A 13,661-nucleotide genomic window follows, 5' to 3' on the forward strand; every position below is an offset into this window, starting at 1 on the left:
CGTCGAGCCATGATCAAAATCGCAAGCGCCCACCTGTGGGTGCACGACCAAGAAGCTGCACTGAGGTTCTGGACCGACAAGGTCGGTATGGAAGTGCGGCAGGATGTTTCGCTGCCCGATGTCGACGGCATCTTTCGGTGGCTGACCGTCGGCCCGCCGGGTCAGGACGACGTGTCGATCGTGCTGATGGCCGTGCCCGGTGAACCGGTCATGGACCCGCCGACCCGTGAGCAGGTGCTGGACCTGACCGCCAAGGGATTCGCGGGCACGGTGTTTCTCACCACCGAGAACTGCCATACCTCCTATGAGGAAATGCGTTCGCGCGGAGTGGAGTTCACCGAGGAACCGCACGAGATGCCCTACGGCATCGACTGCGGGTTCCGGGATCCGTCGGGCAACAGCGTGCGCCTGACCCAACTCGCGGACATCTCGGCCATCACCGGATAGCGCACGTGCGGATCACCACCGCCGCGCTCGCCTCGGCCGCTTTCTTCGTAGTCGCCCCCGGTACGTTCGTCGGTCTCGGCCCGTGGTTGGTGACGCGCTGGGACCTGTCGGATGCGCCCGCGTGGCGTGTGGTGGTGGGCGGGATCCTGGTCGTCCTCGGCCTGATCCCGCCCGTCCACGCCTTCGTCGAATTCGTCAGGGCCGGTGGCACACCCATGCCCGTCGCGCCGACCGAGCGTCTGGTCGTGACCGGGTTCAACCGGTTCGTCCGCAACCCGATGTACGCGGGCCTGTTGATCGCGATCCTCGGCCAAGCGGTGCTTTTCGGCAGCCTGTGGCTCGTGCTGTACGCCACGATCGGCTGGGTGGTCACCGCGTCGTTCGTGCGGTGGTACGAGGAGCCGACGTTGGCGCGGACCTACGGGGCACAGTACGAGGCGTATCGCGCGAACGTTCGCGCGTGGATTCCTCGCCTGAGTCCGTGGACGGGCTGACCGTGGACGGTTGCGGCAGGTGTCAGCGGTTGCGGCAGGTGTCAGCGGTTGGGCCAGGCGTCAGCGGTTGGGCCAGGTCGTGCGCGGTGCCGGTCCCCCCGGCGGCGCGGGTTTGATGTTCGCGCCCGGGACCTGTGAATTTTGCCAGGCCGCTATGCACAGTCCGATCCTGCCGGGTTTGCACCAGCCGCCCGTGCCCGAGACCCCCAGTGAGGTCTGGGACTGGTCCCAGCACACCCCGGTGCGCTGGTCCCACACCTCTCCGGCCGTGCATTGCGCGTTCGCCGGCGGCGCGGTCAACAGTGAGGTCGACAAAAGCACGGCGCTACACACCGAAGCCAGTAAGAGCACTGGAGCCGTGTTCCGGAACTTCATATCGATGCGTCTCCGTCGGTAAGCGGGTCCTTTGGGTATCGGATGGTGCGGGCGGTCATGACGGCGGGGTGATAGTCGTCTGCTCATCGATCACCTTGATGGCGTCGAGAACCGCGTTCTGTTCGGCCTCGAGACTGTCCGCGTTCAGTTGCAGGACGAACACACCGTCCGTCGCCGGCACGACGACCGTCCTCTGTGCGACGAATCGCTTCTGCCCGTCGTTCATGAACGTGCCTGCGTACGAAAGGGCATCGAAGCCACCGAATTTGCCCCTCGCCGGTTCTGCCAACGGCTTGAACTCGGCCATATCCTCCAACTGCTCCGGGGCGTATTCAAGGATCTTCGCCTGATCTACGTTGCCGGTCAGCTTCGAGGCGATCGCGTACATGTCCGGCGGGTCATTCGGATCCTTCGGGCTGTCGTAGACGATGGCGCCGTAGGCCCATTCCGGCGTCGCCTCACCCGCGTCGCTCCATCCGGGCGGGATCGGGAAGTTGAAGGTCGGGGTTCCGGGTTCGCCGGGTTTGATCGGTGTCTCCGCGATATCGCTCTCGGTGACGTACTCGTTGATCGTGTCGTCATCGTCGTCGGGCGGCGGGCTGGGTGCGGCCGTCGTGCCGGTCTCGCTAGTAGCCGGGGTCGTCGTCGTGGCCGCCGTGTCATCACTCGAACCACAGCCAACGAGCCCCAGGCTCAGAGCGATCGCCAACAGGCCCGCCGTCGTCGCTACAGGGAGGTTCTTCATCGACTCGCTGTCTCCTACGGTCCTTGGTCCAACCACAGAGGATTGATCTTGAAGGGCAGCTTAGAGACGTGGCTACCGGAAATTGGCAACTTCGTGAATTTCGCCGGGTCGAGCGCACGGCTCGCCGCTCAGAAGGGTGGCGGCTTGTCGTTCGCAGCGAGCCACGCTTGGCGTCGTTGCTCCTCTTCGGCGATCAACTCGCTCCGACGTCGCCGTTCGGTGTTGATGCGGTCACGGCGGTCCTGCTCGCGGGTTTGCCTGCGCCGCGGCATCATCGCCATGCGGTCGGGGTTCTCCGGCGGAGGCGTGCCGACCTCGAGCGCGCCGGTCGATTGTCCGAGCGTGGGAAACATGCTCGCGCCGTGGGGTTCCGACCGGTACACGTGTCCGGTCGGAGCGGTCAAAACGATTGTGCCGTCGGACAATTGCTCTTCTCGCCAGCCACCAGGGCCGGTATAGAACGTCTTGAGCAGATGATGAATGCGGCAGTAGTGCTTGGTGTTCGACGGATGCGTCGGGCCATAGGGCCACGGCACCGTATGGTCCACATCGCAGCCGGCCACCGGCTTGTCACAGCCAGGCCAGCGACACGTCAGGTCCCGCCACTGCAGGAACTCGGTCAACTTGGCGCTGGGTCGATACCCGGCGCTCGGTCGTGCGCTCGCGCTGGTGCGATCCCCCGCGCTGGGACGATCTCCGGTGTCTGCACCGGCATTGCCGGCCGGCACGCCCACCGGCTTGAGTTCGGCGTGACGCGCCAGGTCGCGCACCGACTCGGCGGGCAGCACCCCGAAACCGCGTAGATATCCCGGCTTGTCGCTGGTTCCATCGACGGTGGCTTGTTCGGCCAGAAGATGGATCACCGCTGCGGACGCCGCGGCACGCTCGGTGCGCGCGGGACAGTCGTCGGATCCACACCGGCACGCCAGCGTGGCCTCGAGCCGCGCCAGCGGACCGCAGGCGTCGGCGCGACGCTGGGCGACCGTCCGCGGATCGTTCTCGCACACGGTGGCCGCCAACGCATCCAACCGCGCAGTCAAGGCCGCACCGTCTTCGGCGCGCAGCCTGCCCGCGAGAAACGCCAATCCGGCACAGTCGGCGGGACTGACGTCGACGTAGCGATGCTTATCGGTTTCCGGCGGCACTCGGACCGCGGCCGGATCGAAGTCGGCGATGAACATATCGATGCGGTCACGCAGCTTGGGCTTCGACAGCTTCATCCACTTCTCGACCCGCCAGGCCAACGCCTCGTCCAGGCCCACCATGACGTCGTCGTCGACATTCTCGGTGCGCGCGACGATCGTTGAGACCATCCGGTAGTCGATCATTCCCCGACAGAACCGTCTGAGCACCTGTGGCAGCCGATCCCGCAGCGCGATCGCGACCTGGACCTGACCGACCGCGCGGGCATGGCTGATGTTCTGCACCGGCGCGATCTCGGCCGCCACCGCGGCGATCGCATCGGCGACGTAGAACCGCGACTCCACCATCTCCGGATTGCGCCGGGCGAACAGCTCGCCCACTAGTTGCAGCCGCCTACCCATGGCCGCGGACTCCTCGCGCGCCTCTTCACCCATGAAGGTGATCAGATCGGCATCCGAAGGTACTTCGAACATACTTTCGATATTACTCGCACCCCCGACATCTGAACGCCGAACAAGCGCTCTGTGGATGAATTCCAGCTTGGGGATGACCTCACAGAATGTCGCCCCGCGAGCGTCTACTGGGTATGCAACGCCACATGGCGCATACGCGATGGCACACTCGCGTCGACGCCGCCGACTGGGAGGCCGTCCAAGCCGAACTCGACGCGACCGGCGGCGCCCTGCTCCCCCGACTGCTCACTAAGCGTGAAGGCGCGACGCTCAAGCGGCTTTACACCGCCGACGAGTTGTTCCGATCCACGATCGACATGGCTCGCCACCGGTTCGGCGAAGGCGAGTACCGCTATCTCCGCCAGCCTTACCCCGAACCAGTCGAAGCGCTCAGGCAGGCGCTCTATCCGCGACTGCTGCCCATCGCGCGCGATTGGTGGAAAAAGTTGGGCCGTCCCACGCCGTGGCCGGACGACGTCGGCGACTGGCTCGAAATGTGCCACGCCGCAGGCCAGACGAAGTCGACCGCGCTCATGCTCAAATACGGTCCGGGCGATTGGAATGCACTGCACCGAGACCTATACGGCGACTTGGTGTTTCCGCTGCAGGTTGTGATCAATCTCAGCGAGCCGGGCGTCGACCACACTGGCGGCGAGTTCTTGCTGGTCGAACAACGCCCCCGCGCTCAGTCCCGCGGCACCTCCACACTGTTGCCGCACGGGCACGGCTATGTCTTCACCACCCGAGAGCGGCCCGTGCGATCGGCCCGCGGTTGGTCCGCCGCGCCGGTGCGCCACGGCGTGTCCGTGGTGCGCTCAGGTGAGCGCTACACGCTCGGGCTCATCTTCCACGACGCCGCGTAGCACCTACCGGCGGCGCAGCACGATCACGTTGTCGGACCACAGAGCAGGCTCGCCGTCCGGCGTGGTGACCTCACGCATCGGCGTACTGATCTGAGCCGGTTCCCATTCGGAGTCAGGCAGATTCAGCGCGGCGACGACCTCCTCGGGCGGTGTGAACGTGTGGTGGTGATCGTGGAGTTCGGATAGCCACGGCGGCGGTGTGCCGTGATCGACGATGAGCAGGAGCCCACCGGGCCGGACCGCCTGCGCGGCCGCCCTGAAGATGGCCGTTCGGTCAAGCGGGAACGTGGAGTGCAGGAACTGCGCGTTCACCAAATCGAATTCGCCCTCGGGGAAGCTGTGCGACAGGTCGTGCTGCTGAAAGTCGATCCGGTCCCCGACCCCGCGCGCGACGGCATCGGTCGCCGCACGACGCAGGGCGGTTTCGGCGATGTCGACGGCGACGACCCGCCATCCCTTCTCGGCGAGCCACATCGCGTCACCGCCCTCACCGCTACCCAGATCCAGCGCGATGCCGGGCTCCAGGTCCGACACCACCTCGACGAGACGGACGTTGGCCCGCCCGCTCCAGATGCGGTTGCGTTCGCTATAGCGCTCTTCCCAATGTTGTTTGGCGTCAGGCGTCGACATGTCGGCTCCCTTCCTGGACAACCGCTGGAAAATCCTCTTCGACCAGGCTCTGCACGACAGCGGCGGCCGCCGCCGAACCGGCCGCCACCGCGGCGGCCACCTGCGGCATCTGGGCGACCAGGTCGCCGGCGGCGAAAACCCCGCCCGCACTGGTGCGATAGAACCCGTCAACGTGAACCGGATTGTGCGCGACGGGCGTCGACTCGCCCGACGCGGCGCCGAGCTGTTCGGCCAGCGCCGAGCGTTGGTGAAGCGTCGTCGCGACCAGAATCCCCGTCCGGGGCAGCCGGCTGCCGTCGGCGAACACCACCGCATCCAAATTCCCATCGGCACCGGACAATTCGGCCACCGCCCGTTCGTCCACCGTCACACCCGCAGCCGCCAGCCGTTCGCGCTGTGCGCCGTCGAGATCGCCGGGACCATCGGTGAGCAGAATGACGTCGTCACTCCAGAGACGCAACAACAGCGTCGAGTGCACCGCGCGCTCACCACGCGCCAGCACGGCCAGCGGCTGATCGCGAACTTCCCAGCCGTGACAGAACGGGCAGTGGAAAGCGGACCGACCCCACAACTGCGCCAGCCCGGGAAGCGCCGGCGGCCGGTACTCCATACCGGTGGACAACACCACCCTCCTGGCCCGCTCGATCCCGCCGTCGTCCAACCGCAGGACGAACAGTTCGTCGGCGCGCTCTCCGCCGGTGACTTCCGCCGTCCGCACCTCGACCGAGGGATACGCCGACAACTCTTGGCGACCCAACGCATACAGTTCCGCCGGTGGCCGGCCGTCGTGACCCAGAAGCCCGCCTATCCCGTGCGCGGGAAGGTTGCTCTGGGCACCGCCGTCGATCAGCAGTGTGCGACGACGGGCCCGGCCCAGCACCAGCGCGGCACTCAACCCGGCGGCGCCGCCGCCGACGACGACGCAATCCCAAATTCTGTCCATGCGACCACCTTGCAGCCTTCGCGAGAAACTGCCAAGCTTTCTTGCCATGCAGGCAAAAGACGACGGTGTCGACGCGCGGGTGCGACGCAGACTGCGCGAACTGCGCACCCAGCACGGCCTGACGCTCGAGGAGGTGGCCCGACGGTCGAACATCGACGTTTCGACGCTGAGCCGACTGGAGTCCGGCAAGCGCCGCCTCGCCCTCGATCACCTACCGAGACTGGCCGCGGCGTTGTCGGTGAGCACCGACGAACTGCTGCGCGCACCGGAAGCCGAGGATCCGCGCGTGCGCAGCGGATCCCATACCGCACATGGCATCACCTACTGGCCGTTGACCCGCCAGGCCGCCGGCGGCCTGCACGCCTTCAAGATCCGGATCAGCGCCCGCCGGCGCAACCCGCCCGCCGAACTCCCGGTGCACGAAGGCCAGGACTGGATGTACGTGCTGTCCGGTCGGCTGCGGCTGATTCTGGGCGAACGCGACTTCACGGTGAAACCCGGTGAGGCCGTGGAGTTCTCGACCTGGACGCCGCACTGGTTCGGCGTCGTGGACGGTCCGGTCGAGGCGATCACCATCTTCGGACCGCACGGCGAGCGGCTGCACCTACACGACTAATCCAGGTAGGCCGTCTGATTGACCAAGCGCACCGACGCCGCACCGTCGGGATAGAACTCGGCAATCGACAGCGACGCGAGATCGAGGTGCAACCGGAACAGGATGTTCGGGCCACCGTCGAGCGCCATCCGCAGCAGTGTCTTGATCGGCGTCACGTGCGAGACCACCAGCACCGTCTCCCCCGCGTGCTCGGCGAGGATCCGTGCCCGTGCCCTGGCGACCCGCTGCGCGGCGGCATCGAAGCTCTCGCCGTCCGGTGGCGCCAGCGAGGTGTCGCGCAGCCAACGCCGGTGCAGGTCGGGGTCGCGTTCGGCCGCTTCGGCGAACGTCAGCCCCTCCCAGGCCCCGAAGTCGGTCTCGATGAGGTCGTCGTCGACGGCCACGTCCAGGCCGAGCACCTTGGCCGCAGCCGCCGCGGTGTCGTACGCGCGCTGCAGCGGTGACGTGACGACCGCCGCGACACCCCCGCGCTGTCCGAGATAGCGGGCGGCGGCTTCGGCCTGACGACGCCCGAGTTCGGTCAGCGCCGGGTTCCCCCGCCCGGAATATCGCCGGTCGACCGACAACTCGGTCTGACCGTGGCGCAGCAGCAGGAACCGCGTCGGCGCACCGCGCGCACCGCTCCACGCCGTGGGGTTGGAGGCCTGGTGTGGCTTGGGCTCCTCGACGTGCGAAGGCATTTCGGTCGCGGCGTCCATGGCTTCGTTGGCCAACCGGTCGGCATGGCTGTTCTCTGCACGCGGAATCCATGTGTAGGTGACCCGGTCGAATCGGGCGGCGAGCGCCGTGGCCTGCTGATGCAGGACTGCGATGTCCGGGTGCTTGACCTTCCACCGGCCCGACATCTGTTCCACCACAAGCTTGGAGTCCATCAGCACGTCGACCTCGGTGGCGCCCAGGCTCGCGGCCTCGCTCAGACCGGCGATCAGCCCGCGATACTCGGCGACATTGTTGGTGGCGTGGCCGATCGCCTCCTTTCTCTCGGCGAACACGGTGGCGTGGTCGGCCGACCAGACCACCGCCCCGTAACCCGCCGGTCCCGGGTTGCCGCGCGAGCCACCGTCCGCCTCGACGATGACCTTCACGCGCCGGAGTCCTTGACGCGCAACAGGATCGCGCCACATTCGGGGCAGCGAAGCACCTCGTCGTCGGCCGCCGCGGAGATGCGCGCAAGCTCGCCCTTGTCGATTTCGATGCGGCACGCCCCGCATCGACGGCCCTGCAGTTGCCCGGCCCCCGCGCCGCCGCGGGCGCGCTGCTGCTCGTAGAGCCTGACCAAGTCGGGGTCGAGTGTCGCGACGAGTTCGTCACGGCGCGACAGGCTCTGGTGACGCTGCTGATCCAGTTCGGTACGGACGTCGTCGCATGCGCTCTGCGCGGAACCCAGCTCGTTGTGCAGCTCGTCCATCTTCGCGAGCGCGGCGTGCTGATCGCGCTGCAGTTCCTCGCGTCGCTCCATCACCTCGAGTTGAGAGTCCTCCAGCGCGGCCTGCCTGCGCTCCAGGGTGTCGAGTTCGTGCTGCAACTCGGTGAGCTGTTTGGCGTCGACCGAGCCGCCCGAGAGCAGCTTGCGGTCACGGTCCTCGCGCTGGCGGACCGAATCGATCTCGGATTCGAACTTGGCGATCTGGGCGTCGAGGTCCTCGATGGCGATCTGCAAGGCCGCCAGCCGGTCGTTGGCGTCCCGATGCGCGGCCTGGATGTCCTCCAGCCGCTGCTGTTCGGCGAGGTTCTTCAACCGATGCTCCAGCCGAGCAAGGGAGGCATCGAGTTCGGCCAACTCGAATAGCGACTGTTGTTGAGCTACTTCAGCTTTCATGCTCATCTCTCGACATTCCATGGATCGGTGCGCACGCTTGACACCCGCACGGGTAGCGCTTCACCGAAGTGGGCGCTCAGCAGGTCTGCGGCTTGGCGGCACCACGGGTACTCACTGGCCCAGTGCGCGACGTCGACAAGCGCGACCTGCGAAGCGCGTCGGTGTTCGTCGGCGGGATGGTGCCGCAGGTCCGACGTGACGTACGCGTCGACGCCCGTGCGGGCGACCAGGCCGAGCAGCGAGTCACCCGCACCACCGCACACCGCGATCCGCGACACCTCCGCGTCCGGGTCACCGGATGCGCGCACCCCCCACGACGTGGCGGGCAGCGCTTCGCGCACGCGAGACACGAACGCCGACAGCGGTTCGGGACGATCCAGCACACCGATGCGTCCCAGCCCGACATCGCCCGGAATCGGCGCCAGCGTGAAGACGTCGAAGGCCGGTTCCTCGTAGGGATGCGCGCCCCGCATCGCGGCCAGCACGTGCCCGCGCAACCGGGCCGGCGCGATGACCTCCACCCGGTCCTCGGGGACGCGCTCGACGGATCCGACACTGCCGATCGCCGGGGACGCGCCGTCGTGCGGCAGGAACTGCCCGGTGCCCGTCGTGATCCAGCAGCAATGCGAATAGTCACCGATGCGCCCGGCGCCCGCGGCGAACATGGCTTCCCGCAGCGCCTCCGAATTCTCCGCGGGTACGAACACGACCCACTTGTCCAAATCCGACTCCGCGGTCGCCGGGGCCAGCACCTCCTCGACGGTCAGGCCGAGGGCTTCGGCCAGCGCGTCGGAGACGCCGGGCGAGGCCGAATCCGCGTTGGTGTGCGCGGTGAACAGCGCCCGGCCGCTGCGGATCAGCCGATGGATCAGGGCCCCCTTGGCGGTGCTGGCCGCCACGGTGTCCACCCCGCGCAGCAGCAGCGGATGGTGAGCCAGCAGCAGACCGCCGTCGGGCACCTCGGCGATGACCTCGGCGGTCGCATCGACGGCCACCGTGACCGTCTCGACGGTCTCTGAGGGGTCGCCGCAGACCAGGCCGACCGAATCCCAGTCCTGCGCCAGCTCCGGCGGGTATGCCGCTTCCAGCACGTCGATGATGTCGGCCAGCCGCGCGCTCACGGCAGCACCTCGGCCATCGCCTCGACCAGCACGGGCCACTCCGGACGTACCGCCGCGCGCAGGAACTGACCGTCGAGCCCGACGAACGTGTCGCAGCGACGCACGGCAATGCCTCTGCGGTCCAGGTGTTTTCGCATCAACTCGGCATCCGGGACACAGAACAGGACGAACGGGGCCGAACCGGTGACGACATGCAGGCCGATGCTAGTCAAGCCCCCCACCATCTCTGCGCGCACCTCTGCCAGCCGCCGGGCGGCACGGTCGGCCTCGGCGACCGCCCCCGGCGTGCTGCACGCTGCGATGGCTTCGAGTTGCAGCGTGCCCAGCGGCCAGTGGGCACGCCGTGCGGTCAACCGTGCCAGCACGTCGGGCGCACCGAGGGCGTAGCCGACGCGCAGCCCGGCCAGCGCCCACGTCTTGGTCAGGCTGCGCAGGACGACGACGCCGGGTAGGGCCTGGTCGGCCAGCGATCCGGGCTCGGCGGGAATCGCGTCGGCGAACGCCTCGTCCACCACCACGATGCGCCCGGGCCTGCGCAGGGCGAGCACCTGCTCGCGGGTGTGCAGCACGCCGGTCGGATTGGTCGGATTGCCGAGGACGACGAGGTCCGCGTCGCCGGGCACCGCGTCCGGGGTCAGTGTGTACGGCGCTTCCAGCACCACGTGCACGAAGGGCACGCCGGCCGCCGCCAGTGCCGCCTCCGGTTCGGTGAACGACGGCGCGATCAGCGCCGCGCGTCGCGGCTGCAGGTCGGCCAGTCGCGCGAAACCCTCGGCCGCCCCAGCGAGCAGTACGACCTCGTCGACGGCGCGGCCGTGCCTGGCGGCGACCGCGTCGAGCGCGCGCTGCGCGTCGGCCGCGCTCGGATACCGGGCGAGGTCGGACAACCGCGCCGCGAGCCGGTCGACCAGCCAGGACGGCGGCTCATCGGCGCGGACGTTGACGGCGAAGTCCAGCATCCCGGGGACCACGGCCTGATCGCCGTGGTAGCGCGCGGCTGCACGCGACGGACTCACCACATCACGACCCTAGTGCGCTGGCTGCGGAGGTTCTGCGATCGGGGAGAATGGGGCCGTGACCGACATGCTGGCCTCCACGACCACGGCGACCCGCCCCCAATTGGTGATCTTCGACCTCGACGGCACCCTGACCGACTCGGCGCAGGGCATCGTCTCGAGTTTCCGCCATGCCCTGGGGTCGGTCGGCGCCGCGGTGCCCGACGGAGACCTGGCCAGCATGATCATCGGCCCACCGATGCATCACACCTTGCAGGGCCTCGGCCTCGGCGACCGCACCGCCGACGCCATCGAGGCATACCGCGCGGACTACCGGACCCGAGGATGGGCGATGAACCGCGTCTTCGACGGCATTCCGGCGCTGCTCGCCGATCTGCGCGCGGCCGGAGTGCGCCTGGCGGTGGCCACCTCGAAGGCCGAGCCGACCGCGCAGCGGATCCTCGCCCACTTCGGACTGGCCGACTGCTTCGAGGTGATCGCGGGCGCCAGCGTCGACGGTTCGCGCGCACGCAAGGTCGACGTCGTCGCCCACGCGTTGGCCCAGCTGGACGACATCCCCGAACGCACGCTGATGGTCGGGGACCGGTCGCACGACGTCGAAGGCGCCGCCGCGCACGGTATCGAGACGGTGGTCGTCGGATGGGGCTACGGGAAGGCCGACTTCGACGGGCCCGGCGCCGTTGCCGCCGCCGCGCACGTGGCGTCGGTCGCAGACCTGCGTGAGGTGCTGGGTGTCTGAACCTCTGCACGTGACGTTCATCTGCTCGGGCAATATCTGCCGGTCACCCATGGCCGAGAAGATGTTCGCCCACCAGATCGCCGAGCGCGGGCTGAGCCACGCGGTGCGGGTCACCAGCGCCGGCACCGGCGGTTGGCACGCCGGCGAGCCGGCGGACCGCCGGGCCAGCCACGTGCTGCGCGAGCACGGATATCCGACCGCGCACCGTGCCGCCCAGGTCAACGAGGACCACATGTCCGCCGACCTCGTGATCGCGCTCGGCCGCAACCACGTTCGGATGCTCAAGGATGTGGGTGTGCCCGCCGAGCGGATCCGGATGCTGCGCTCGTTCGACCCGCGCTCGGGCGCCCACCCGCTGGACGTCGAGGACCCCTACTACGGCGACCACGCCGACTTCGAGGACGTGTACGCGGTCATCGAAGCGTCGCTGCCGGGCCTGCACCAGTGGGTCGACGAGCAGCTCGCCGGCCGGGGGATCGCCAGCTGATGCGCCGGTGGTCTTTCCTGCTGCGGCCGTCATGGCTGGCGCTGTTCGTCGTGGTGGCCGCTTTCGCGTATCTGTGTTTCACCGTGCTGGCGCCGTGGCAGTTGGGCAAGAACACCCAGACCTCGCGGGAGAACGCACAGATCGCGCACTCCCTGACCGCCGAGCCGGTCCCGGTGACCTCGCTTCTGCCGAACCAGGATTCGGCGGCGCCGGACGACCAGTGGCGCCGGGTCACCGCGACCGGACGCTATCTGCCGGAGGCTCAGGTGCTCGCGCGGCTGCGGATGGTCGAAGGCGAACCCGCCTTCCAGGTGCTGGTCCCGTTCGCCGTGGACGGTGGGCCGACCGTGCTGGTCGATCGCGGATACGTCCGGCCGGTACAGGCTTCCGGGGTGCCGGAGATCCCGCCGGTGCCCGACGGCACCGTGACGATCGCCGCGCGGTTGCGCGACTCCGAGGGGCTGGTGCGAGACAAGGAGCCGTTCCGGCAGGACGACATCCAGCACGTGTACTCGATCAACACCTCACAGATCTCGGCGATCACCGGCGTCCCGCTGGCCGGTTCCTATCTGCAACTGGAGGCCGATCAGCCCGGCGGGCTGGGCGCGATCCCGCTGCCGCATCTCGACGCCGGACCGTTCCTGTCCTATGGCATTCAGTGGATCGCGTTCGGCATCATCGCACCGATCGGGCTCGGCTACTTCATCTACGCCGAACTGCGCCAGCGCAGGCTGGAGAAGGCCGCGCGGGAGGCCGCTCAGACGCGCCCCGACGCTCCGCTCACGACGGAGGAGAAGCTCGCCGACCGCTACGGCCGACGGCGCTGAGCGCGACCGCCACCCCTGCGGCGGCCAGCTGAACCGCCCGCGACAACCGCACAGCCCTGCGCAGGTCGGCCACCTGTGGCGGCGGACCGTCGCCGAGCGTCGGCCGGATCTCCAGTTCGTGCGCGTATTGAGTGGGCCCGCCGAGCCGGACCCCGAGTGCGCCCGCGAAGGCGGCCTCCACCACACCCGCGTTCGGACTCGGATGGCGGCCCGCGTCGCGCCTCCACGCACGCAGCGCCGCGACGGGAGAGCCGCCCACCACGGGCGCGCACACGGCGACCAGCACCGCGGTCGCCCGGGCGGCGGAATGATTCAGCAGGTCGTCGAAACGCGCTGCCGCCCAACCGAACCTCCGGTATCGAGGTGACTTGTGGCCGATCATCGCGTCGAGGGTGTTCGCACCGCGATACACCAACACCGCGGGCACACCGCCGAGGGCGACCCACAGCAGCGGCGCCACGTGGGCATCGGAGGTGTTCTCCGCGACCGACTCCAGCGCCGCCCGCGCGAGGCCCGCCTCGTCGAGCACGGCGGGATCGCGGCCACACAGCGCGGGCAGCAGACGTCGCGCAGCGTCGCCGTCACCGTGGTCGAGATGGTGCGCCATCTGCGCTCCGGTGCGGGCCAGGGAGGTCCCGCCCAGCGCGACGAACACCGTGGCGGCCGTGGTGACCGTGGCCGCGGCAGCGCCCCGGCGCAGCGACGATCTGTCGGCCGCCATCCCGAGCAGTGCCAGCGCGCCGAGCAGGGTCGCCGTGTGCAGGACGCCCGCCGCTCGGGTGTCGGCGTAACTGCGCCCCTCCAAACCGGCTGCCACACTGCCGAAGAGCGCCACGGGATGTCCGCGCCGAGGGTCGGCGAACAACGAATCCGCGACACAACCGGCGGCGATCCCCACCACACGCGAGCGTGACGTCGGCGCAAACACTTCGCGAGCGTCTCAC

Annotated in this window: 16 protein-coding genes; 7 read left to right on the forward strand and 9 right to left on the reverse strand. The window is 68.7% G+C overall.

The window, feature by feature from the left end:
• Nucleotides 1-9: 9 nt before the first annotated feature.
• Together AU072_RS26110 and AU072_RS26115 are read left to right on the forward strand one after the other, a co-directional pair.
• Nucleotides 10-447, forward strand: coding sequence for a VOC family protein (locus AU072_RS26110; RefSeq protein ID WP_064416432.1), 438 nt, complete (start codon nt 10-12; stop codon nt 445-447).
• A 5-nt stretch (nt 448-452) separates the two neighbouring features.
• The gene (locus AU072_RS26115) at nt 453-941 is read left to right on the forward strand and encodes a methyltransferase family protein (RefSeq protein WP_064416433.1); all 489 of its coding nucleotides are present in this window, start codon (nt 453-455) and stop codon (nt 939-941) included.
• 430 nt (nt 942-1,371) lie between these two features.
• Here the strand turns inward: AU072_RS26115 and AU072_RS26125 are convergent, their stop codons facing one another.
• Entirely contained in the window at nt 1,372-2,061 is a 690-nt protein-coding gene (locus tag AU072_RS26125; RefSeq protein ID WP_064416435.1) for an envelope biogenesis lipoprotein LpqN, read from the reverse strand.
• A gap of 128 nt (nt 2,062-2,189) precedes the next feature.
• Nucleotides 2,190-3,677 (reverse strand): HNH endonuclease signature motif containing protein, encoded by a 1,488-nt coding sequence (locus tag AU072_RS26130; protein WP_064416436.1) that lies wholly within the window; start codon nt 3,675-3,677, stop codon nt 2,190-2,192.
• Nucleotides 3,678-3,802: 125 nt separating this feature from the next.
• Here AU072_RS26130 and AU072_RS26135 point away from each other — a divergent pair, with 125 nt between their 5' ends.
• The gene (locus AU072_RS26135) at nt 3,803-4,519 is read left to right on the forward strand and encodes a 2OG-Fe(II) oxygenase (RefSeq protein ID WP_064416437.1); all 717 of its coding nucleotides are present in this window, start codon (nt 3,803-3,805) and stop codon (nt 4,517-4,519) included.
• Between the two features lie 3 nt (nt 4,520-4,522).
• Here the strand turns inward: AU072_RS26135 and AU072_RS26140 are convergent, their stop codons facing one another.
• Both AU072_RS26140 and AU072_RS26145 read right to left on the reverse strand, forming a co-directional pair.
• A complete protein-coding gene (locus tag AU072_RS26140) occupies nt 4,523-5,149 on the reverse strand; it encodes a class I SAM-dependent methyltransferase (protein ID WP_064416438.1) in 627 nt (208 codons plus the stop codon).
• Entirely contained in the window at nt 5,136-6,092 is a 957-nt protein-coding gene (locus AU072_RS26145) for an NAD(P)/FAD-dependent oxidoreductase (RefSeq protein ID WP_064416439.1), read from the reverse strand. The genes AU072_RS26140 and AU072_RS26145 overlap by 14 nt, the downstream gene beginning before the upstream one ends.
• 46 nt (nt 6,093-6,138) lie before the next feature.
• On the opposite strand from AU072_RS26145, the gene AU072_RS26150 reads away from it, so the two are divergent.
• Nucleotides 6,139-6,708, forward strand: a complete 570-nt coding sequence (locus AU072_RS26150) for a type II toxin-antitoxin system RelB family anti-toxin (protein ID WP_064416440.1) — start codon at nt 6,139-6,141, stop codon at nt 6,706-6,708.
• Here AU072_RS26150 and AU072_RS26155 read toward each other — a convergent pair.
• The 4 genes from AU072_RS26155 to cobC are packed head-to-tail and all read right to left on the reverse strand — an operon-like array spanning nt 6,705 to nt 10,667.
• Nucleotides 6,705-7,793 (reverse strand): bifunctional RNase H/acid phosphatase, encoded by a 1,089-nt coding sequence (locus tag AU072_RS26155; protein WP_064416441.1) that lies wholly within the window; start codon nt 7,791-7,793, stop codon nt 6,705-6,707. The genes AU072_RS26150 and AU072_RS26155 overlap by 4 nt on opposite strands.
• Nucleotides 7,790-8,527, reverse strand: coding sequence for a zinc ribbon domain-containing protein (locus AU072_RS26160; RefSeq protein WP_064416442.1), 738 nt, complete (start codon nt 8,525-8,527; stop codon nt 7,790-7,792). The genes AU072_RS26155 and AU072_RS26160 overlap by 4 nt, the downstream gene beginning before the upstream one ends.
• 2 nt (nt 8,528-8,529) lie before the next feature.
• A complete protein-coding gene (locus tag AU072_RS26165) occupies nt 8,530-9,648 on the reverse strand; it encodes a Nif3-like dinuclear metal center hexameric protein (protein WP_064416443.1) in 1,119 nt (372 codons plus the stop codon).
• Nucleotides 9,645-10,667 carry an Rv2231c family histidinol phosphate aminotransferase CobC gene (cobC, locus tag AU072_RS26170; RefSeq protein ID WP_064416444.1) on the reverse strand — a complete coding sequence of 341 codons (1,023 nt, stop codon included), beginning with the start codon at nt 10,665-10,667 and terminating at the stop codon, nt 9,645-9,647. Before cobC ends, AU072_RS26165 begins: the two co-directional genes overlap by 4 nt.
• Nucleotides 10,668-10,731: 64 nt before the next feature.
• Between cobC and AU072_RS26175 the strand changes: the two genes are divergently transcribed.
• The 3 genes from AU072_RS26175 to AU072_RS26185 are packed head-to-tail and all read left to right on the forward strand — an operon-like array spanning nt 10,732 to nt 12,717.
• Nucleotides 10,732-11,403, forward strand: coding sequence for an HAD-IA family hydrolase (locus AU072_RS26175; protein ID WP_064416493.1), 672 nt, complete (start codon nt 10,732-10,734; stop codon nt 11,401-11,403).
• Entirely contained in the window at nt 11,396-11,890 is a 495-nt protein-coding gene (locus AU072_RS26180) for a low molecular weight protein-tyrosine-phosphatase (protein WP_064416445.1), read from the forward strand. Before AU072_RS26175 ends, AU072_RS26180 begins: the two co-directional genes overlap by 8 nt.
• On the forward strand, nt 11,890-12,717 hold the full coding sequence (locus AU072_RS26185) for an SURF1 family cytochrome oxidase biogenesis protein (protein ID WP_064416446.1): 828 nt from the start codon (nt 11,890-11,892) through the stop codon (nt 12,715-12,717). The genes AU072_RS26180 and AU072_RS26185 overlap by 1 nt, the downstream gene beginning before the upstream one ends.
• Here the strand turns inward: AU072_RS26185 and AU072_RS26190 are convergent.
• Nucleotides 12,671-13,645 carry a cobalamin biosynthesis protein gene (locus AU072_RS26190; RefSeq protein WP_064416447.1) on the reverse strand — a complete coding sequence of 325 codons (975 nt, stop codon included), beginning with the start codon at nt 13,643-13,645 and terminating at the stop codon, nt 12,671-12,673. The genes AU072_RS26185 and AU072_RS26190 overlap by 47 nt on opposite strands.
• Nucleotides 13,646-13,661 lie beyond the last annotated feature (16 nt).

The sequence above is a fragment of the Mycolicibacterium novocastrense genome (assembly GCF_001499835.1).
Taxonomy (GTDB): Bacteria; Actinomycetota; Actinomycetes; order Mycobacteriales; family Mycobacteriaceae; genus Mycobacterium; species Mycobacterium novocastrense.